This window comes from Spirillospora sp. CA-108201 (genome assembly GCF_050936235.1).
GTDB lineage: Bacteria > Actinomycetota > Actinomycetes > Streptosporangiales > Streptosporangiaceae > Spirillospora.
The window spans coordinates 1,220,892-1,239,959 of the sequence record NZ_JBNJNE010000001.1 but is presented as its reverse complement, the minus strand read 5'-3'; the positions used below and the strand labels follow the sequence as shown (position 1 = coordinate 1,239,959).

The 19,068-nt window shown below is 73.6% G+C and carries 16 protein-coding genes and 1 pseudogene; 10 read left to right on the top strand and 7 right to left on the bottom strand.

The annotated features are described in order from the left end of the window. Positions 1–77 precede the first annotated feature (77 nt). From ACQEU6_RS05915 to kamD, 5 genes are all read right to left on the bottom strand, one after another. Complete coding sequence (locus tag ACQEU6_RS05915; protein WP_499329575.1) at positions 78–824, bottom strand: polyprenol monophosphomannose synthase; 747 nt, start codon at positions 822–824, stop codon at positions 78–80. Between the two features lie 5 nt (positions 825–829). Beyond that, entirely contained in the window at positions 830–2,494 is a 1,665-nt protein-coding gene (gene lnt / locus ACQEU6_RS05910) for an apolipoprotein N-acyltransferase (protein WP_499329574.1), read from the bottom strand. Positions 2,495–3,051: 557 nt separating this feature from the next. Then, positions 3,052–3,447, bottom strand: coding sequence for a 3-aminobutyryl-CoA ammonia lyase (kal, locus tag ACQEU6_RS05905; protein ID WP_499329573.1), 396 nt, complete (start codon positions 3,445–3,447; stop codon positions 3,052–3,054). After that, positions 3,444–4,283, bottom strand: a complete 840-nt coding sequence (gene kamE, locus ACQEU6_RS05900; RefSeq protein WP_499329572.1) for a lysine 5,6-aminomutase subunit beta — start codon at positions 4,281–4,283, stop codon at positions 3,444–3,446. The genes kal and kamE overlap by 4 nt, the downstream gene beginning before the upstream one ends. Continuing rightward, on the bottom strand, positions 4,280–5,902 hold the full coding sequence (kamD, locus tag ACQEU6_RS05895) for a lysine 5,6-aminomutase subunit alpha (RefSeq protein ID WP_499329571.1): 1,623 nt from the start codon (positions 5,900–5,902) through the stop codon (positions 4,280–4,282). The genes kamE and kamD overlap by 4 nt, the downstream gene beginning before the upstream one ends. Before the next feature lie 274 nt (positions 5,903–6,176). On the opposite strand from kamD, the gene ACQEU6_RS05890 reads away from it, so the two are divergent. From ACQEU6_RS05890 to ACQEU6_RS05880, 3 genes and pseudogenes are all read left to right on the top strand, one after another. Further along, positions 6,177–6,944, top strand: a complete 768-nt coding sequence (locus tag ACQEU6_RS05890; RefSeq protein ID WP_499329570.1) for a bestrophin-like domain — start codon at positions 6,177–6,179, stop codon at positions 6,942–6,944. Next, entirely contained in the window at positions 6,944–7,591 is a 648-nt protein-coding gene (locus tag ACQEU6_RS05885; protein ID WP_499329569.1) for a hypothetical protein, read from the top strand. The genes ACQEU6_RS05890 and ACQEU6_RS05885 overlap by 1 nt, the downstream gene beginning before the upstream one ends. 81 nt (positions 7,592–7,672) lie before the next feature. Beyond that, positions 7,673–7,930: pseudogene (locus ACQEU6_RS05880) on the top strand (SpoIIE family protein phosphatase); the annotation flags it as partial. A gap of 112 nt (positions 7,931–8,042) precedes the next feature. Here ACQEU6_RS05880 and ACQEU6_RS05875 read toward each other — a convergent pair. Then, positions 8,043–9,374, bottom strand: coding sequence for a DUF2252 domain-containing protein (locus ACQEU6_RS05875; protein ID WP_499329568.1), 1,332 nt, complete (start codon positions 9,372–9,374; stop codon positions 8,043–8,045). A 52-nt stretch (positions 9,375–9,426) separates the two neighbouring features. Continuing rightward, positions 9,427–10,479 carry an L-erythro-3,5-diaminohexanoate dehydrogenase gene (gene kdd / locus ACQEU6_RS05870; RefSeq protein WP_499329567.1) on the bottom strand — a complete coding sequence of 351 codons (1,053 nt, stop codon included), beginning with the start codon at positions 10,477–10,479 and terminating at the stop codon, positions 9,427–9,429. A 136-nt stretch (positions 10,480–10,615) separates the two neighbouring features. Between kdd and ACQEU6_RS05865 the strand changes: the two genes are divergently transcribed. From ACQEU6_RS05865 to ACQEU6_RS05835, 7 genes are all read left to right on the top strand, one after another. After that, entirely contained in the window at positions 10,616–11,995 is a 1,380-nt protein-coding gene (locus tag ACQEU6_RS05865) for a KamA family radical SAM protein (protein WP_499329566.1), read from the top strand. A 61-nt stretch (positions 11,996–12,056) separates the two neighbouring features. Continuing rightward, complete coding sequence (locus ACQEU6_RS05860; RefSeq protein ID WP_499329565.1) at positions 12,057–13,235, top strand: cytochrome P450; 1,179 nt, start codon at positions 12,057–12,059, stop codon at positions 13,233–13,235. Between the two features lie 61 nt (positions 13,236–13,296). Further along, entirely contained in the window at positions 13,297–14,364 is a 1,068-nt protein-coding gene (locus ACQEU6_RS05855; RefSeq protein WP_499329564.1) for a DUF3616 domain-containing protein, read from the top strand. An 83-nt stretch (positions 14,365–14,447) separates the two neighbouring features. Next, entirely contained in the window at positions 14,448–15,668 is a 1,221-nt protein-coding gene (locus ACQEU6_RS05850) for an acyl-CoA dehydrogenase family protein (RefSeq protein WP_499329563.1), read from the top strand. A gap of 166 nt (positions 15,669–15,834) precedes the next feature. Continuing rightward, on the top strand, positions 15,835–16,374 hold the full coding sequence (locus ACQEU6_RS05845; protein ID WP_499329562.1) for an FHA domain-containing protein: 540 nt from the start codon (positions 15,835–15,837) through the stop codon (positions 16,372–16,374). Positions 16,375–16,456: 82 nt separating this feature from the next. Beyond that, positions 16,457–17,674: an ROK family transcriptional regulator gene (locus tag ACQEU6_RS05840; RefSeq protein ID WP_499329561.1), complete on the top strand. Its 1,218-nt coding sequence runs from the start codon at positions 16,457–16,459 to the stop codon at positions 17,672–17,674. A 67-nt stretch (positions 17,675–17,741) separates the two neighbouring features. After that, entirely contained in the window at positions 17,742–19,067 is a 1,326-nt protein-coding gene (locus tag ACQEU6_RS05835) for an ABC transporter substrate-binding protein (protein WP_499329560.1), read from the top strand. The last annotated feature ends 1 nt before the right edge of the window (position 19,068 follow it).

The following is a 19,068-nucleotide window of genomic DNA, read 5'->3' as shown; positions in this document are numbered from 1 at the left end:
CGGGTCGTCGAAAGCCTCTCCCTGCGTAACGCCGGGCCGGCCCCGTTCGTTTCCCCCGCGCGCGCCCCGGACGCGTCTCAGTTCGGATCGCGGAGCTTGCCGATGCGGTCGTTCATCCCCCACTGGGTGATGCGCAGCGCCGCCTCGGCCATCACGTCCCGGCTCATCTTGCTGGTGCCGTGGACGCGCTCGACGAACGTGATCGGCACCTCGACCACGCGCAGCCCCTGCCGCACGGCCCGCAGCGCCAGGTCGATCTGGAAGCAGTAGCCGCGCGAGTCGACCCCCTCCAGCCCGATCTTCTCCAGGGTCGCCGCGCGGAAGGCGCGGTAGCCGCCGGTGGAGTCGTGCAGCGGGATGCCGAGCATCACGCGGGCGTAGGTGTTGGCGCCGCGCGACAGCGCCTCGCGCCGCTTGGGCCAGTTGCGGACCCGGCCGCCGGGCACCCAGCGGGCGCCGATGACCAGGTCGGCGTCCTCCAGCGCCGACAGCAGCCGCGGCAGCTCCTCGGGCTGGTGGGAGCCGTCGGCGTCCATCTCGACCATGACGTCGTACCCGTGCTCGGCGGCCCACCGGAAACCGGCGATGTAGGCGGGGCCGAGGCCCTCCTTGCCCTGCCGGTGCAGCACCTTGATCTGCTCGTCCTCGGCCGCCATCGCGTCGGCGGCCTCACCGGTGCCGTCAGGGCTGGCGTCGTCGACGACCAGCACGTCCACCGACGGGACGGCTTCGCGCACCCGCCCGGCGATGCGCTCGATGTTGTCCCGCTCGTTGTACGTCGGGATGATCACGAGCACCCGGCCGAGCCCGGCTGGGATCTCCATCGGCGTCAATTCCCCTCGTTCTTCCTGGCTGTCCATGCCGCCGCGCAGACCGCGCCGAGCCCGAGCAGCGCCAGCGCCCACTCCGGCGCCTCCCCCAGCCGGTCCGACGCCGTCCGGGCCGTCCGCGCCGGGACGGCCGCGACCTGGACGGCGGGGACGAACTCCCGGGACCGGTCGACCATACGGCCGTCGGGAGCGACGATGGCGCTGATCCCGCTCGTCGCGGCTACCAAGATCGTACGACCATGTTCGACCGCGCGCAGCCGCGACATGGCGATCTGCTGAGGCGGCAGGCTGGTCTTGCCGTAGGTGGCGTTGTTGGTCTGCACGACCAGCAGATTCCCGCGCGCGACGTCGCGAACCTCCTTGTCGTAGGCGACCTCGAAGCAGATCACGTCGCCGATGTCCACCGGGCCGAGCCGCATCACGCCGGAGCGGTCGCCCTTGGCGAAGTCGCGGGGGATCCGCTCGAACCGGGTGATCAGCTTGGTCAGGACGTCGCGGAAGGGCAGGTACTCCCCGAAGGGGACGGGGTGCCGCTTGACGTAGTAGTCGCCGGGGCCGGTCCGGGGGTCCCAGACGATGCCGCGATTTTCGACCTTCTCCCCGTCGGGCGTGTCGGTCAGGGCGCCGACGAGGACCGGGACGCCGATGTCCTTCACCGCGCCGTCGATGGCGTTGTAGGCGTCGGGCTCGGCGTAGGGGTCCAGGTCGCTGGCGTTCTCGGGCCACACCACCAGCTGGGGCCTGGCCAGACGCCCCGCGCGGACCCGCTCGGCCAGCTCGTGGGTGGCCTTGACATGGTTGTCCAGCACGGCCTTGCGCTGGCCCTGGAAGTCCAGTCCGAGGCGCGGCACGTTGCCCTGGACGACCGCGACGGTGACCGGGCGGCCGCTCGCGGGGGTGGGGATCAGCAGCCCGCCGCCGACGACGGCGCCGACCGCGGCCAGGCTGACCGCGGCGGGGACCAGGGCCCGGCGCGTCCCGGGCCGCGCCTCGGCGTCCTCGGCCGGAGGACGGGCGCGGTGGGACCGGGCGCGGTGGACGGCCACGGCGGCGCAGGCGAGGAGCCCGCCGACCAGGGCGGTCAGGAACGTGACCAGGGGCGCGCCGCCGAAGGAGGCGTACGGGGTGAGGGGGGTGGCGGTCTGGCTGAACGCCAGCCGCGCCCAGGGGAACCCCCCGAAGGGGACGCGGCCGCGGATCAGCTCCTCCGCGACCCACAGCGCGGCCGTCCAGACCGGCCAGCCGGGAAGCCGGGTGACCACCGCGATCCCGGCGCCGAGCGGCAGGAAGTAGGCGGCCTCGACGAGGCTGAGGATGATCCAGCCGTCCGGGCCGATCCGGGAGATGCCCTCCAGCGCGGGGACGAAGAACGCGGCGCCGGCGACGAAGGCGAGCCAGGCGCCGGTGCGGGCGGCCCGGCCGCGCAGCACGAGGGTGAGCAGCGCGACGCCGACGGGCGCGAGGGGCGTGAGGTCGAACGGCGGGAAGGCCTGCCACATCAGCAGCCCGGACGCCGCGGCCAGCAGCGTGCGGGGCCAGCCCGCGCGGCCGCCCGAGCGCAGCCCGCGGCGCAGGCGGCCGAACCGCCCGCGCGGCGCTCCGGCGTCGGGCTCGCCGCCCGGCCCCGCCGCCGGCGACCGGTCCGGGAGGGTCTCCTGGGCCACGTCCCACCTCGTTCACTAGGGTCCCTAGCCGGAACGCTACCGGCACCGGGCGCCCGCGGCGACCATGGGCCGGGCCGCGGCGGAGGCGGGCGGTTCACCAGGTGCGGGGCACGCCGGTCCGGGCCCGGGGTCCGGGCACGGAAGAGGGCCCGCGACATCCGTCGGGCCGGAGTCGTCCCACAGGCGGTGAGAACGAGGCTCCGTTTTCTACTGGATGTCCGGGCCCTTCCCGGGTCCAACCCCCCGCGCGATCGGACGGCTCCGCCCGGACACGGCCCCGGATCACCGCGCTGGCTCGGGCGGGCACGATGGCGACCACTCGCGTGATCCCCGTCCCCGTCGCGGCGCGGCGCCCGGCGGCCCCTCGGGCGGCCGATCGGTGAGTCCCGTGCTGGACTGCAGCAAAACTACCGGCTTCCGCCACCTTGTCAACCGCCGCATGTTCTGCGGCTACTCCACGTTATCCCAGCTCAGCACCATGATCAGAGCGTTCGGCGATTTCGCCGGACGCCCTGTGCCGCCACCGCTCGGCCGCGGACCTCGATCGCGGGCGCCGCTCAGCCTCCCGGAGGCGAGACCACGACGGTCCCGGTCGCGGTGACCGCCACGATCGGCTCGGGCAGCGCCTCGGCGGCCGACTCGCCCTTGTCGGGGCGGCCCCGGCACACCACGCGGGCCTCGAAGTCCATCACGCGGCTGCGGGTGCCGGCGCGGGCCAGCACGGCGGTGGTCTCCAGGACGTCCCCGGCCCGGACCGGCGCGCGGAACTGCACGTCGGAGTAGGAGGCGAACAGGCCCTCGTCGCCGTCGGTGCGGATGCACAGCTCCGTGGCCACGTCCCCGAACAGGCCCAGCACGTAGGCGCCGTCGACCAGGTCGCCGGCGTAGTGGGCGTGCGAGTAGGGGATGTAGCGGCGGTGGGTGACGGCCAGTCCCTCGCGGGGGTCGCTCACTCTTCCTCCATCGTCGTGGGCCGGTGCTCGCCCGGCAGCAGGGCGTGCACGAGGTAGCTGGCGACCTCGGCGGGCGTGGTGCCCTTGCCGAAGATGCGGTCGACGCCGAGGTCGGCCTCGGTGACGGTGTCGAAGCGGGGGCCGCCGACGACCAGCAGGGGCCGCCCCATGCCCCCGGCGACCGCGGTCGGGTACTCGGCGTGGAACGCCCCCGCCATCTGCTTGGTGTTGTGCAGGTGGGCGTTGCGCTGGGTGACGACCTGGGACACCAGGACCGCGTCGGCGTTCTCGGCCTTGGCGCGCTCGACCAGCTCCTCGACCGTGACCTGGGCGCCCATGTTGACGACCTGGATCTCCCGGTAGTACTCCAGGCCCTTCTCCCCCGCGTACCCCTTGACGTTGAGGATCGCGTCGATCCCGACGGTGTGCGCGTCGGTGCCGATGCAGGCCCCGACGACCACCAGCCGCCGGTTCAGCGCCTCGCGGATCGCCAGGTTCACCTCCTGGGAGGACAGCAGCGGGTACGCGCGCTCCTCCGGGACCGGGATGGAGGCGTAGTCGATGAGGTGCCGGACCTTGCCGTACACGATGAAGAAGGTGAAGTCGGGCCCCATCGGCTTGGCGTGGACGACGCTGGCCGGGTCCAGGCCCATCTTCCCGGCGAGCTGCAGCGCGGCGGCCTCGGCGCGCTTGCCGGCGGGGATGGGCAGGGTGAACGACATCTGCACCATGCCGTCGCCGGTGGTGTCGCCGTAGGGGCGGATCACCTGCCGGGTGTCGGCGGGCTCGGCGGGGGCCTGGGTCCCGGTACCGGTTCCGGGGCTCTCGACCGTCATGCGGACACCTCCTGGTCGGCGGCGGTGGAGCGGGCGGCGTGCGGGTCCTCGGTGTCGAGGATCTCGATGGCGGGGTTGAAGTAGCCGTCGGCGCGCTCGACGACGCCGTCCAGGCCCTTGCCCCCGTCGGGCGGGCGGCGGGTGATGCCGAACGTGCCCTCGGCGATGGCGTCGAGCAGCCCCTCGTCGGCGATGCGCTCCAGCAGCTCCACCGACTCCGACAGCACCTGCTTGGCGCGCTGGACGAGCATCCCGTCCGGACGGGGCATGAAGTCCTCGGCGAGGTTCCCGCAGGCGTCGCGGACGTAGCGGACGTTCTCCAGCGCCAGGTCGCGGTCCGACAGCCAGGGGGTGTGGATGCCCTCGGTCATCATCCCGATCAGGATGATCGACTGCCCGGTCATCACGCCGGCGAGGTTGAAGAACGCGTCCAGCAGGTAGCCGGCGAAGATGTTGCCGGTCATGTGCTTGGTCGGCGGCATGTACTTCAGCGGCGCGCCGGGGAACAGCTCCCGGACGAGCTGGGCGTGCGCCAGCTCCATCCGGAACGACTCGGGGATCGCCGGGTTGATCTCGAAGGCGTGGCCGAGGCCGAGCTGGTCGTCGGCGAGGCCGGCCTCGTGCCCGAACCGCTCGTTCAGCAGCTGGCTGACGATCACGGTGTGCGCGGCGTCGACGGCGTCGGCGGTGGTGAGGTAGTTGTCCTCGCCGGTGTTGATGACGATGCCGGCGCGCGCGTGGATCTGCCGGGAGAACCGCTGGTCGATGAACGTGCGGCGCGGGTTGATGTCGCGGAAGATGATGCCGTACATGCAGTCGTTCAGCATCATGTCCAGGCGCTCCAGCCCGGCGAGCGTCGCGATCTCCGGCATGCACAGCCCGGAGGCGTAGTTGGTCAGCCGCACGTACCGGCCGAGCTCGCGGGAGACGTCGTCCAGCGCCGAGCGCATCAGCCGGAAGTTCTCCCGGGTGGCGTAGGTGCCGGCGTAGCCCTCCCGGGTGGCGCCCTCGGGCACGAAGTCCAGCAGCGACTGCCCGGTGGAGCGGATCACCGCGACGACGTCGGCGCCCTCGCGGGCGGCGGCCTGCGCCTGCGGGATGTCCTCGTAGATGTCGCCGGTCGCCACGATCAGGTAGACCAGCGGCCGGGCCGGTTCGGCCCGGTCGGGGGTGGGCAGTTCGGCCAGCAGCCGGTCGCGCTCGGCGCGGCGCCGGTCGATGCGCGCCATGCCGCCGCGGGCCGCCTCGCCGGCCGACTTGCGCGCGTGCCCGGCGTCGGCGCCGCGCGGCAGCCGGAACGACACCCGCCCGCAGGCGGCGGCCCGGGCCAGGTCGTCGAGGGAGCCGTGCGGGCCGGTCAGCAGCGCGTCCCAGACCGGCAGGGCGAGGCCGTGCTCCAGGCCGACCTGGTCGCGGACGGCGTCGGCGAGATGGTTGGCCCAGGGGCGGCCCTCATCGTCGGCGCCGGTGAGGCCCGCCAGCCGCAGCAGCGCCCGCTCGACCGAGACGGTGGTGTGGGAGCGGGCCATCTCGATGATGGGTTCGGCGGCCCGGGCGGCCAGGCGCCGGGCGGTGCGCACCGCCTCCGGATCGAGGTCCAGCTTTCCCTGCGGCGCCATTGCCGTCTCCCCTCACGCAGCCGCCCCTCTCAGGCCGGTACCGACAATCATCCTTCATACCGAGTTCTCTACGGGAGATCTTCCGGCACGAACACCGCATTCCACAAGAACTACCACCACATCTCCGCCACCTTCCGTCGGCGGCCAGCCCCATCTTCCCCCTCCGAGCGGTCATCTCACCCCCAGGTGACGGTCCACGACAACACATCCCCTGACGACTCAGGGTAAAGCTATGCTCACCCCTGGTTATTGACGGACCGATTCCGGGAGGGGCATGATCGTTTATTTCGCCGCCGCGGCCTGCGCCGTCGGCGTGGTCATCGTGGCGAGCCGGCTGGTACGACGAACGCAGGGGACCGTGGACGACGCCGCCCCCGACGGTCCCACCTCCTCCCACACCGGCGCCATGCTCTCCGCCCTGTTCCTGCTGGCGTTCGCCATCGCCATCATCGTGCCGTGGACGACGGCGGACTCCGCGCGCTCCAACACCTACACCGAGAGCCAGGCGGTCGCCGAGGCGTACTGGGCCGCCCAGCGCCTCCCCTCCGCCGACGCCCGGCGCGTCCAGGACGGGCTCATCGCCTACGTCGAACTCGTCCGCGGACCCGAGTGGCGGCTGATGAAGAACGGCCGGCTCAGCTCCCGCGGCTGGACCGACCTCGACCGGCTGCGCCGCGAGGTCATCGCCGTCCAGGCCGGCACCGACGAGGCCAAGGACGCCCGCAGCGCCGTCCTGGACCACCTCGGCGAGATCTCCGCGGCGCGGCGCCAGCGCGCCATGGACGCCCGGACGACGCCGCCCGCCGGCCTGCTCGCCGTCACCCTCGTCACCGGCGTCGTGGTCCTGCTGCTGCCGTTCCTCGCGGGCGCCCGCCCCCGCGGCATGACGCTGGTGCCGCTGTCGCTGATGGCGGCCCTGCTCGCCGCCGGGGCCTACCTCACCGTCGACATCTCCCACGTGTTCAGCGGCGCCCTCGCCGTCGGGCCCGAGGCGTTCACCGGCCTGCACGCCGACCTGCAGCGCATCGCGGGGGGCGGCTGATGCGCCCGCGCCCCGCCGCCCCGCCCACCGCCGTCCCGGCCGAGGCGCGGCCGGCCCGCCCCCTACCCGCCCGCGCTCCGCGGGTGCGCGCCCTGCCGGTGCGTGCTCTGCCGGCGCTGACGCTGCCCGCTCTGACGCTGCCCGCCGTCATGTTCGGGCTGCCCGCCGCGGCGCACGCCGACCCGGTGCCGACGCCCGAGATCAGCGTGTGCATCGACATCGAGATCGGCGGCGGCCCCGCCGACGGCTGCGACCCGCCGGACACCTCCCCCCCCCCGCCGCCGCCGGAGCCGCCGCCCGAGACCCCCGAACCCCCGCCGCCTCCGGAGACCCCGCCGGAGCCGCCGCCCGAGCCGCCGCCTCCCCCTCCCCCGGCGCCCGAGCCGCCCCCGCCGGCGGCCGCGCCGAAGCCGCGGCCGGCGGCCCTCGCGCCGGCACCGCCCCCGCGGTCCCGGCCCGAACCGGCGCCGCCCGCGCGGCCCGAGAAGGCCGAGAAGCCCGTGAAGCCCGCACCGGTCCGGGCGCACACGGCGCCCCGCCCGAAGAAGGCGCTGCCGCCACGCCGCGACCCGCTGCGCTCCTCGCTCGTGCTGGTCGTCATCGCCGTCGTCATCAGCGCCGGCACCGCCATCGCCTTCGCGCACTGAGCCCGGCGCCCACCGCGGCGACCGCGCCCGCCCCCCGGCAGGCGCGGTCGCCGCGGTCAGGCGCCGGCCCGGCCCGACGCCATCGCCCGGAGGTCGGACGCCGCGCGGTTCGCCACGTGCCCGTGCCTGGTCTGCGACCGGCGACGCCGCGGCGTGAGACGGCGAGTGCCGGGCCACTCCCCGCCGCGGCCCGCCCTACCGGAAGGCGCCGCGCGGCATTTCGCCGACCCCCGCGGGCCTCCGCTCGGGACGTCCGACCACGAGCACCCGGCCGGGTACCCCCAGGCGTCGGCGATGCTCCCGCCGGGCGCCGCCCCTGCGTTCTCCGCCCACGGCCTGGCGGAGAGCCCGTCGCGCACCCTCGACGACGGCGTCGTGGCCCCGCCGGCCGACCAGCGGCGCCACGACGGCATCGTGCTGCTCCCGACCCGCCCGGCGGGCCCAGACCGACCTACAGGCCGGGGATCTCGTGGTTGCGGAACGCGTCGACGAAGTAGGTGTGGTCCTCCCGGACGATCTCGGCGTACTCGGTGCCGAACGCCACCATGGCCTCCACGAACGCCGACTCGTCCGGGCCGATCACCGCGTCGATGGCGTCCTCGACCTGGAACCCGACCAGGGTGTGGTCGGAGTCGGTGTCGGACACGCAGTGCACCTTGGCGGTGGCGCGGCCCAGGTCGTCCAGGACCGACAGCATGTCCTCGGGCTCGGTGAGGCCGCTCCAGTCCAGGTCCTCCTCGTAGGGCGACAGCTCCTGCACGACGTAGCCGACGCCGTCGATGCGGGTGTGGCCGAGCCACGGGTCGCTGTTGGCCTGCAGCGCGCGCCGCGACACGGCGGTGCGGTGCCCGTGGTGCTGGAAGTACTCGCGGATGCGGGGGTCGTCGACGACCCGGCTGGCCGCGGCGACGTTGCCCTGCTTCATCGACAGGATGACGTCGTTCTCCAGCGCCTGGGTGTTGCCCTCGACGAGGATGTTGTAGGCCGACAGCCCGGCCGACCCGATGCCGAACCCGGACGCGCCGACGATGTCCTTGATCTCGTAGGTGAGGCTGCCGAACCGCTTCTCGGTCGGGATGGTCTTCAGGTACTCCTCGTAGGCGGCCTCGACCTCGGCGCGCTCGGCGTCGTCGAGGCGGCGGACGCCGGGGCGGTCGCGGAACCGGCGCTCGGGCCCGGACACGTCGGTCATGCCCTTCAGCAGCCCGGTCCGGGTGCCGCCCATCGCGGCGACCAGCACGTCGCGGACGTAGCCGTCGGTGGTGTCGAGCGTCAGCGCGAACTTCTCGTCGCCCTCGTGCGCGGCGAACTTGCGGACCTGGTCGACGTAGGCGCGCACGTAGGCCTCGATGAGCCGGCGGATGTCGGCGTCGGAGATCGCCTTCTGCCACGCCAGCAGCGCCAGGCTGGCCACCAGCCGCTTGACGTCCCAGGTGAAGTGGCCGACGTAGGCCTCGTCGTAGTCGTTGACGTCGAAGACGAAGACGCCGTCGTCGTTCATGTAGGTGCCGAAGTTCTGCGCGTGCAGGTCGCCCTGGATCCACACGCGGGACGTGCGCTCGTCGGCCCACGGGTCGTCGTCGTGCGCGATGTCGGCGTAGAACAGGCAGGCGCTCCCCCGGTAGAACGCGAACGGGTCGGAGGCCATCTTGCGGAAGCGGCGGCGGAACTCGGCGGGGCTGCGCTCCATCAGGTCCGAGAACGCGTCGACCAGGACGTCGACGATCTGCGCCTGGCGCTCTTTCGAGTCCCGTCCGCGCAGTTCCTCGGTGATGCTCGCCATGCTCTCTCCCTCGATGATCGGACGGTCCCCGCCACGGCCGGGATCTTTCCGCTCATTCTGCCGAATCCGCGCCGGTCCGGGAGGTGAACAGCGCACGCACGGCGGGTTCCGACCGCACCAGTTCCAGCGCGGTCTCGGCGTGGCCGGGGACGTAGCCGTTCCCGATGAGCATCGTGACGTCGGCGGCCAGCCCCTCGGCCCCGAGGGCGGCGGCCGGGAACGAGGTCGCCATCGAGAAGAACACGACGGTGCCGCCGGGCGCGGTCGCGAGGATCGCGCCGTGCTCGCAGCCCGGAACGTCCACGCACACCACGGTGACGTCGGCCGGCTCGCCGACGGCCGCCGCGACCGCCACCGGGTCGCGGGCGTCGGCGCGCACGACGGCGTCGGCCAGGCCCGAGGCCGCCAGCCGCTCCTCCTCCTCGGCGGTGGGGACGAGCCCGATCACCCGGGAGGCGCCGGCGCGGCGGGCCGCGGCCAGCGACAGGCACCCGCTCTTGCCCGCGGCGCCCAGCACCGCCACCACGGGGCCGTTCCCGCGCGCCGACACGACGCGGTGGGTGAGGGCGGGCGCGCCGCACACGTCCATGACGGCGAGGGCCAGGGGCACCGGCAGGTCGCCGGGCAGGACGGCGGCGATGGAGCGCGCGAACAGGATCGCGTGGCCCCGCGCCGGCACCTGCTCGGACCGCCCGTCCCACTCGGCCAGCCCGTCGGTCACCGCCAGCGGGGTGAGGGTGAGGGACACCAGGGTCGCGACGCGGTCGCCGGGCTTCAGGCCGAGCGGCGAGTCGGGCCCGGCCTCCTCGACCACGCCGACGAGCATGCCGCCCGACCCGGTCACCGGGTTGTGCATCTTGCCGCGCTCCCCGATGATCCGCAGCACCTCGGCGCGGATCGCGTGCGGGTCGCCGCCGTGCGCGGTGTGCAGCTGGCGGTAGGAGGCGGCGTCCAGGTTGAGGCGCTCGACGCCGATCCGCACCTCGTCCGGCCGGATCCGCGGGTCCGGGTCCAGCCGGAGCGCGGCCTGCGGCAGGACACCCGCGGGCTCCAGCACCCGGTGCAGCCCGACCGCCGTCCCCGTCCCGCCTCCGGTCATCGCCATGCCGCCTTTCTCCTAACATCGCGTGGTGTTACGCAAGATATCCAGGGCACCCCTGGTTTCATCGAAAGTCTTCCCGTAACGTCGGCGGTACACAAGACTTTTATGCGATCAATGTGAGGCTAGGAGGCGGTCGACGATGACCACTGCCCTGCACCCGGACTCCCTCCGGTCCGAGGAGGCCGCGCGCCAGCCGTACGCCTACCGGCGCCGGCCCCTGGTGGAGCCCGACTGGCGGCGCCTGCCGGGGTGGCGGGACGTCACCGAGGCCGAGTGGGAGTCGGCGCAGTGGCAGCGCGCCCACTGCGTGAAGAACGTGCGCCAGCTGCGCCGGCTCATGGGCGACCTGCTCGACGAGCGCTTCTACGCCGACCTGGAACGCGACCAGGCCGAGCGCGCCACCATGTCGATGCTGCTGCCGCCGCAGATGCTGAACACGATGGACTCCTCCTCCACCGAGGCCTTCTACGCCGATCCCGTGCGCCGCTACATGCTCCCGGTGTTCAGCGACCGGCGCACCGACTGGCCGTCCCACCCGCACGCCTCCCGCGACTCGCTGCACGAGGCCGAGATGTGGGCCGTCGAGGGCCTCACCCACCGCTACCCCACCAAGGTCCTGGCCGAGCTCCTGCCGACCTGCCCGCAGTACTGCGGGCACTGCACCCGCATGGACCTGGTCGGCAACTCCACGCCGAACGTCGACAAGCACAAGTTCACGATCAAGCCGCCGGACCGTCTCGGCGCCATGCTGGACTACCTGCGCCGCTCCCCCGGCGTCCGCGACGTGGTCGTCTCCGGCGGCGACGTCGCCAACATGCCGTGGGCGCGGCTGGAGTCGTTCGTCGACTCGCTGCTGGACATCGACAACATCCGCGACATCCGGCTGGCCAGCAAGGCGCTCATGGGGCTGCCGCAGCACTGGCTGCAGGACGACGTCCGCGCCGGGATGGAGCGCCTGGCCGCCAAGGCGAACGCGCGCGGCGTGCAGATCGCGATCCACACCCACGTCAACGCCGCCCAGTCGGTGACGCCGCTGGTCGCCAAGGCGGCCCGCGCGATGCTCGACACCGGCATCCGCGACGTCCGCAACCAGGGCGTGCTGCTGCGCGGCGTCAACGACACGCCCGAGGCGCTGCTGGACCTGTCGTTCGCGCTGCTCGACGAGGCCGGGATCCTGCCGTACTACCTGTACATGTGCGACATGATCCCGAGCAGCGAGCACTGGCGGCTCGCGGTCTGGGAGGCGCAGGAGCTCCAGCACGCGATCATGGGCTACCTGCCCGGCTTCGCCACCCCGCGGATCGTCTGCGACGTCCCCTACGTCGGCAAGCGGTGGGTGCACCAGCTCGCCGACTACGACCGCGAGCGCGGCATCTCCTACTGGACGAAGAACTACCGCACCGGCCTGGAGCTGTCCGACCCGGACGCGCTGACCCGGCGCTACGAGTACCACGACCCGATCTACACGCTGCCGGAGCGGGGCCGGGAGTGGTGGCGGCAGCGGTCCGAGACGGCCTGAGCCGCCGCGGCCGACGCCTTTACGTTGTAGATCCGAAACATGACGGAATAGGCTGGGACGGGTGACCCTCGACCTGACCTCCCGTTTCCCGCTCGGCGCCTCGGTGACGGCCGCCGCCCTGGAGGACGACCCGCACCCGCACCTGGCCCGGCTCCACGAGCGCGAGCCCGTCTCCTGGCTGCCCGCGCTGGGCGGCTGGCTGGTGACCGCCCGCGCCCCGGCGCTGGAGGTCATGCGCGACGCCGCCGCCTACACCGTGGACGACCCGCGCTTCTCCACCGCGCAGGTCGTCGGGCCGAGCATGCTGTCGCTGGACGGCCCCGTCCACACGCGGCACCGCGACGCGTTCGCCCGGCCGTTCCGGCCGGCGCGGACCCGGGAGCGGTTCACCGCGTTCGTCGGGGCCGAGACCGACCGGCTCGTCGGCGCCCTGGCGCCGGCGGGCCGCGCCGAGCTGCGCGGGGAGCTGGCCGGGCCGCTCGCCGTCGCGGTCGTCACCGAGGCCCTCGGGCTGCACGGGGTGGACGCCGCGACGGTCCGCTCCTGGTACGGCGCCTTCGTGGAGGCCGTGTCCGCGATCACCGCGGGCGGCGCGGCGCCCGCGCGCTCGGACGAGGCGTACCGGCTGCTGCGCGCGGCGGTCGAGGAGGCGATCTCCGCGGCCCGCGCCGGCTCGCTGCTGGCCGAGGCCGCCCGCGCCGACCTGCGCACCGGCGAGGTCGTCGCGGGCGCCGCGATCCTGATGTTCGGCGGCATCGACACCACCGAGGGGATGATCGCCAACGCCGCGCTGCACCTGCTCGGGCACCCGGACCAGCTCCGGCTCGTCCTGGACGACCCGGAGCTGCTGCCCGCCGCGATCGAGGAGTCGCTGCGCCTGGAGCCCGCGGCCTCGGTCGTGGACCGGTACGCGGCCCGCGACGCCGCGCTCGGCGGGGCGGACGTGCGGGCGGGCGACCTCGTGCGGGTCTCGATCGCCGGCGCCAACCGCGACCCCTCGGTGTTCCCCGATCCCGACCGCTTCGACGTGCGGCGCCGCAACGCCGCCGAGCACCTGGCGTTCGCGCACGGGCCCCACTTCTGCTTCGGCGCGCACCTGGCCCGGCTGGAGACCCGCACCGCGCTCACCGCGCTCCTGGACCGCCTGCCCGGGCTACGGCTCGATCCCGCCCGGCCCGCCCGGCCGCACGGGCTGGTGTTCCGCAAGCCCGAGCGGCTCGACGTCGTCTGGGACGTCTGAGGGCCCGTCGCGCGCCGGTCCGCGCGTCACCCGGGTCGCGCGGCTGTGGGAGCATTCCCCAATGATCGTGGAACGCCGGGTGGAGCTGCGCTTCCACCAGGAGAGCCGTGAGGCCGAGACGCACGTCAACCTGTCCGCCGTGCGGCAGGACGGCCGCTGCCTGTGGGTGGCGGGCGACGAGACCGCCACCGTCGAGCGGCTCACCGCCGTCACCGGCGCGGACGGGCGCGTCACCGGCTACGGCGGGCAGGTCACGGTCGCCCTCGCCGACCTCGTCCCGCTGCCGGCCGGGGCGGAGGAGGAGGCCGACATCGAGGGCCTCGCCCGCGCCGACGGGTGGCTGTGGGCGATCGGCTCGCACAGCCTCAAGCGCAAGAAGATCAAGCCGGGGAACGGCGAGGCCAAGGCGCGCAAGCGCCTCGCCACCGTCCTGCGCGAGGACAACCGCTACGTCCTCGCCCGCATCCCCCTGGTCACCGGCGACGACGGGCTGCCCGCCGCGGTCGCCGAGGACGGCGACCGCACCGCGGCCGTCCTCGGCCTGGACAAGGACTCCGTCGCCGACCTGCTGGCCGACGACCCGCACCTCGCGCCCTTCCTGTCCATCCCGAGCAAGGACAACGGCCTGGACATCGAGGGCGTCGCGGTGCACGGCGACCGCCTCTACATCGGGCTGCGCGGGCCGGTGCTGCGCGGCTGGGCGGTGCTGGTGGAGATCCGCCCCGGCCCGCACCCGAGGGACCCGCGGCGCCTGCGGGCGCTGCCCGTCGGCGACGACGGCGAGCCCTACCGCACCCACTTCCTGGACCTCGGCGGCCTCGGCGTCCGCGACCTGTGCCCGCACGGCGACGACCTGCTCGTCCTCACCGGGCCGAGCATGGACCTGGACGGCCCGGTGCGGCTCGTGCGGTGGCCGGGCGCGGCCCTCGCCGACGCCGGCGGGATCGTCACCGCCGACGAGCTGGAGGTGCTGGGCGAGCTGCCCCACGGCGACGGCGACGACCACGCCGAGGGCGTCGCCGTGCTGGACGGGCCGGGCACCCGCCTCCTGGTCGTCTACGACAGCCCCTCCCCCGACCGGATCACGGCGGACGGCGGCGTCCTCGCCGACGTCGTCCGTCTCGGCTAGCGGCCCCGAATAAGCGCTCGCTTTCAGACTCTGCTTGGATGGGCCCCGGTACCCGGCGGGAGTCGAGAGGGCGGGAACAGAGCATGATCGAGTGGTCCGAGGAAGACCTGATGATCCGGGACGCGGTGCGCGGCTGGATCGACGCGGAGGTCCGCCCGAACCTGGACGCGCTGGAGTCGGGCGAACTGCCGCCCTACGACCTGCTCCGCAACCTCTACAAGACGTTCGGGATGGACGAGATGGCCCGCTCGTCCTTCCAGGCCCGGCTGGCCCGGGAACGCGAGGGGGGCGGGGACGCCCCGGACCGGGACTCCGGCGACGACCGGCCGGGCGGCGGCAACGCGGCGATGTCGATGCTGCCGGTCATCGAGCTGTGCAAGGTCGCGCCCGGCCTGGTCTCGGCGATGGGCGTCGGGCTCGGCCTCGCCGCTGGAACGATCATGAAGCGCGGCACGCCCGAGCAGAAGGAGCGCTGGGCGCTCCCGCTGCTCACCATGGAGAAGGTCGGCGCCTGGGCCATCACCGAGCCGAACTCCGGGTCGGACGCGTTCGGCGGGATGCAGGCCACCGCCCGCAGGGACGGCGACGAGTACGTCATCAACGGCGCCAAGACCTTCATCACCAACGGCCCCTTCGCCGACACCATCGTCTTCTACTGCAAACTCGACGACGGGCGCGCCCCGCGAGACCGGGACATCCTCACCCTCGTCCTCGACCGGGGCATGCCGGGCCTGGAGCAGAGCAAGCCGCTGCGCAAGATGGGGCTGCACTCCTCCCCCACCGGCGAGTTGTTCCTCGACGATGTGCGCGCGGGCGCCGACCGGCTCCTGGCCTCCGGCTCGCAGGGCGGCAAGGAGTCGGCCCGCCAGAACTTCGTCACCGAGCGCGCCGGCGTCGCCGCGATGGCCCTCGGCGTCATCGAGGAGTGCCTGAAGCTGTCGGTCGAGTACGCCAAGACCCGCGAGCTGTGGGGGCAGCGCATCGGCGACTTCCAGCTCATCCAGCTCAAGCTGGCCAAGATGGAGGTCGCGCGCCTCAACGTGCAGAACCTGGTGTTCCGGCACATCGAGATGCAGCGCGCCGGGCGCACCCCCACCCTGGCGGAGGCGTCGGCGATGAAGCTGTACGCCGCGCAGGCGGCCAGCGAGGTCGCGCAGGAGGCGGTGCAGCTGTTCGGCGGCAACGGCTACATGAGCGAGTACCGCGTGGAGCAGCTCGCCCGCGACGCCAAGTCCTTCCAGATCTACGCCGGGACCGACGAGATCCAGATCACCCACATCGCCCGCGACCTGCTGTCGGGCTGAGCGCCCCGGCGTCCGGCTCCCGCACCCGCGAGGCCGCCGCCCCGTCCGCGAACTTCCGGGGACGGGGCGGCGTCGAAAAGGTGGAGGGCGGGTGAGGGCGATCGCCCGCCCTCGGCCCCTGGGGCCTTTCTGGACAGCCGACGACGGGGACTGGATACTCACGGATATGGACGGTCAGCCCTCATTCCCGGTGAGAGCGTCCGACACGGAACGGGACCGGGTGCTGCGCGTCCTGAGCGACCGCGTGGCCGAGGGCCGGATGTCGAACGAGACGTTCGAGCGCCGTGTCGACCAGGTGCTGCAGGCGCGCAGCAAGGCCGAGCTGGCCGACATCGTGCACGACCTGCCGGCCTCCAACCGCGTCGTGAACCGGCTGACCGGAATCATCTCCTCGGTCTCGCAGGCGACCGCGCGGATCGAGGCGGCGTGGCGGGCGCCGCGGCTGCCCCGGTTCGTGCTCCCGCCGCCCGAGCTCGGCCGCATCGTCGTCGGCCGCGCACCCGCCTGCCAGTTCATCCTCACCGACCTCACCGTCTCCCGGTTCCACGCCGAGCTGCTCCGCGCGGACGAGGGTTGGATGATCTCCGATCTCGGCTCGATGAACGGCACCCGCGTCAACGGGTACCGGCTGACCGGCCCGGCCCGCGTCCGGCCCGGCGACGAGGTCGGCTTCGGCAACTCCGCCTTCATCGCCACCGCGCCCTGACCCTCCCCGGGTCTTGACGGAACGGCGGCGAGTCCTTACGTTCCCTCTCAGTTAGGAAACTTTCTTAACTGAGGGAGCCGCCGTGTCCGTGCCCGTCCCCGGAACGCCCAGCCTGCTGCGGGCGATCAACGACCGCGCCGCGCTGGAGGCGCTGCTGGCCCGGGGGCCGCTGACCCGGCCGCAGATCTCCGACCTCACCGGCCTGTCCAAGCCGACCGCCTCCCAGCTGCTCGCGCGGCTGGAGCAGGCCGGGCTCGTCGTCCGCCACGGCGTCCGCGAGGGCCTGCCCGGCCGCACCGCCGGGCTGTACCGCATCAACGGCGCCGCCGCCCACGTCGCGGGCGCCGACGTCACCCCGGCACGGATCCGCGTCAGCGTCGCCGACCTCGCCGGAACGGTCGTCGGCGAGCACACGCTGCCGACCCCCGGCCGCACCGGCGTGGACGTCGTGGCCCGGATGGCGGCCGCGCTCGACGGGGCCGCCGCCGCGGCCGGCCTCACCCGGGACCGCCTCGACCGGGCCGTCGTCGGCATCCAGGGCGCCGTCGACCCCGCCACCGGCCGCCTCGGCTACGCCTCGCACATCCCCGGCTGGCACATCCCCCACCTGGTGGACACCCTGGCCGGCGGGCTCGGCGTGCGCGTCGCGATCGAGAACGACGTCAACCTCGCCGCGCTGGCCGAGCGGGCCGGGGTGCGCGCCGAGGGCGCGTCGGACTTCGTCCTGCTGTGGGTCGCCGACGGCGTCGGCATGGCCGTCGTGCTGAACGGGACCCTGCACCGGGGCGCGACCGGCGGCGCCGGCGAGATCGGCTACATGCCCGCCGTGGGGGCCCCGCTCATGCGGGACGTGCGCCGCACCCACACCGGCGGCGTGCACAGCCTCACCGGCGGCGCGGCCGTGCTGAAGCTGATGCGCGAGCACGGCTTCCGCGGGCGGGACGCCGCCACCGCGCTCAGCCGCGCCGCCGCCGACGTGGAGACCGCGGGCAGGCGCACGGCCACGGACGCGGGCGCCCGCGCGGAGCGCGCCCTCACCGAGCTCGCCACCAGGCTCGGCGCCACGCTCGCCACCGTCGTGGCCGTCCTCGACCCCGGGCTCGTCGTCCTCACCGGCGAGGTCCTGCGCGCCGGCGGCGAACCGCTCCGCGCACGCGTCGAACAGCACCTGCACAGCCTGACGATCCCGCGCCCCGGGGTGCGGCTCAGCACCGTTCAGGGCAACCCCGTCCTGGCCGGGGCCCTCCAGCAGGCGCTCCGGGAGACCCGCGACGAGGTCTTCACCACGACCGCCCCCTGATCCCGCCGCCCCCTGACCCCGCCGCCCCTTCACCACGCCGTTCCCCACCCCCCGAAGGAGAACCGGAGTGTCCACCACCACAACGCGCCAGCTCGCGGCCGCCACGGCCGCCGCCGGGCTCGCACTCGCGGCCGGGTGCACGGCCGGCGGCGACCAGTCCGGCGAGGGCCCCGCGTCCGGCGACAAGCAGACCATCGAGGTCTGGCACGGCTGGAGCGCCCCGCACGAGGTGAAGGCCTTCCAGGACGCCGTCGCCGGCTTCAACAAGGCCCACCCCAACATCACCGTCAAGCTCGTCAACGGCCAGACCGACGACCGCATCACCAACGCCATCCGCGGCGGGAACCCGCCGGACGTGGTGTCGTCCTTCACCACCGACAGCGTCGGGCAGTGGTGCCAGAGCGGCGCCTGGCAGAACCTCTCGCCCTACATCGCCGAGTCCGGGCTGGACCTGAACCAGTTCCCGCGGGCGGTGCGGAGCTACACCGAGTACAGGGGCACCCGCTGCGCGATGCCGCTGCTGGCCGACGCCTACGGCCTCTACTACAACAAGAAGCTGATGAAGGGCGAGCAGCCGCCGAAGACCATGGGCGAGCTGACCGCGCTGGCCAAGAAGCTGACCGTCCGCGCCCCCGGCGGGACCATCGAGGTCGCCGGGTTCATGCCGTCCGTCCAGTACTACGAGCACCAGGTCCAGCACCTGGCCCCGCAGTTCGGCGTCACATGGCTGACCGCCGGCGGCAAGGCCAACTTCTCCGGCGACCCCGCCTTCCATGCCTACCTGAAGTGGAACAAGAGCCTCATCGACTGGTATGGCTACGACAACGTCAAGAAGTTCCTGCGCTCGATCGGCCAGGAGTTCGAGTCGTCCAACCCCTTCGAGAAGGGCAGGACGGCGATGGCCGTGGACGGCGAGTGGCGCACCAAGTTCATCCAGAAGGAGGCGCCCGGCCTCGACTACGGCACCGCGCCGATCCCCGTCTCCGACGACCGGGCCGGCGCCTACGGCGGCGGCTTCGTCACCGGCACGGTCATCGGGATCCCGCGCGGCGCCAGGCACGCCCCCGCGGCCTGGGAGTTCGTCCGGTACCTCACCACCGACACCGGCGCGCTGGTCACCTTCGCCAACGCGCTCGGAAACGTGCCCTCCACGATCCCGGCCCTGGCCTCGCCGAAGCTGACGCTCCCGCCGCAGTTCCGGACGTTCCTCGACGTCTTCCGGAACCCCAACAGCTCCACCACGCCGCCGACGCCGAACGGCAACGACTACGTCGTCCGGTTCGAGAAGTTCACCCAGGATGAGTGGGAGCCCGGCAAGGTGAGCGACCTCGGCCGGGCGCTGGAGAAGCTGGACGGCGAGGTCGACGACTCCCTCAAGCTCGCCGGAGGCTGAC

What these genes read in the sequence shown, in the direction of transcription:
- ACQEU6_RS05915 (WP_499329575.1), bottom strand. Translation starts at nt 824, where the DNA reads ATGGAGATCCCAGCCGGGCTCGGCCGGGTGCTCGTGATCATCCCGACG.
- kamE (WP_499329572.1), bottom strand. Translation starts at nt 4,283, where the DNA reads ATGACGGTCGAGAGCCCCGGAACCGGTACCGGGACCCAGGCCCCCGCC.
- kamD (WP_499329571.1), bottom strand. Translation starts at nt 5,902, where the DNA reads ATGGCGCCGCAGGGAAAGCTGGACCTCGATCCGGAGGCGGTGCGCACC.
- ACQEU6_RS05890 (WP_499329570.1), top strand. Translation starts at nt 6,177, where the DNA reads ATGATCGTTTATTTCGCCGCCGCGGCCTGCGCCGTCGGCGTGGTCATC.
- ACQEU6_RS05885 (WP_499329569.1), top strand. Translation starts at nt 6,944, where the DNA reads ATGCGCCCGCGCCCCGCCGCCCCGCCCACCGCCGTCCCGGCCGAGGCG.
- ACQEU6_RS05875 (WP_499329568.1), bottom strand. Translation starts at nt 9,374, where the DNA reads ATGGCGAGCATCACCGAGGAACTGCGCGGACGGGACTCGAAAGAGCGC.
- kdd (WP_499329567.1), bottom strand. Translation starts at nt 10,479, where the DNA reads ATGGCGATGACCGGAGGCGGGACGGGGACGGCGGTCGGGCTGCACCGG.
- ACQEU6_RS05865 (WP_499329566.1), top strand. Translation starts at nt 10,616, where the DNA reads ATGACCACTGCCCTGCACCCGGACTCCCTCCGGTCCGAGGAGGCCGCG.
- ACQEU6_RS05855 (WP_499329564.1), top strand. Translation starts at nt 13,297, where the DNA reads ATGATCGTGGAACGCCGGGTGGAGCTGCGCTTCCACCAGGAGAGCCGT.
- ACQEU6_RS05850 (WP_499329563.1), top strand. Translation starts at nt 14,448, where the DNA reads ATGATCGAGTGGTCCGAGGAAGACCTGATGATCCGGGACGCGGTGCGC.
- ACQEU6_RS05845 (WP_499329562.1), top strand. Translation starts at nt 15,835, where the DNA reads ATGGACGGTCAGCCCTCATTCCCGGTGAGAGCGTCCGACACGGAACGG.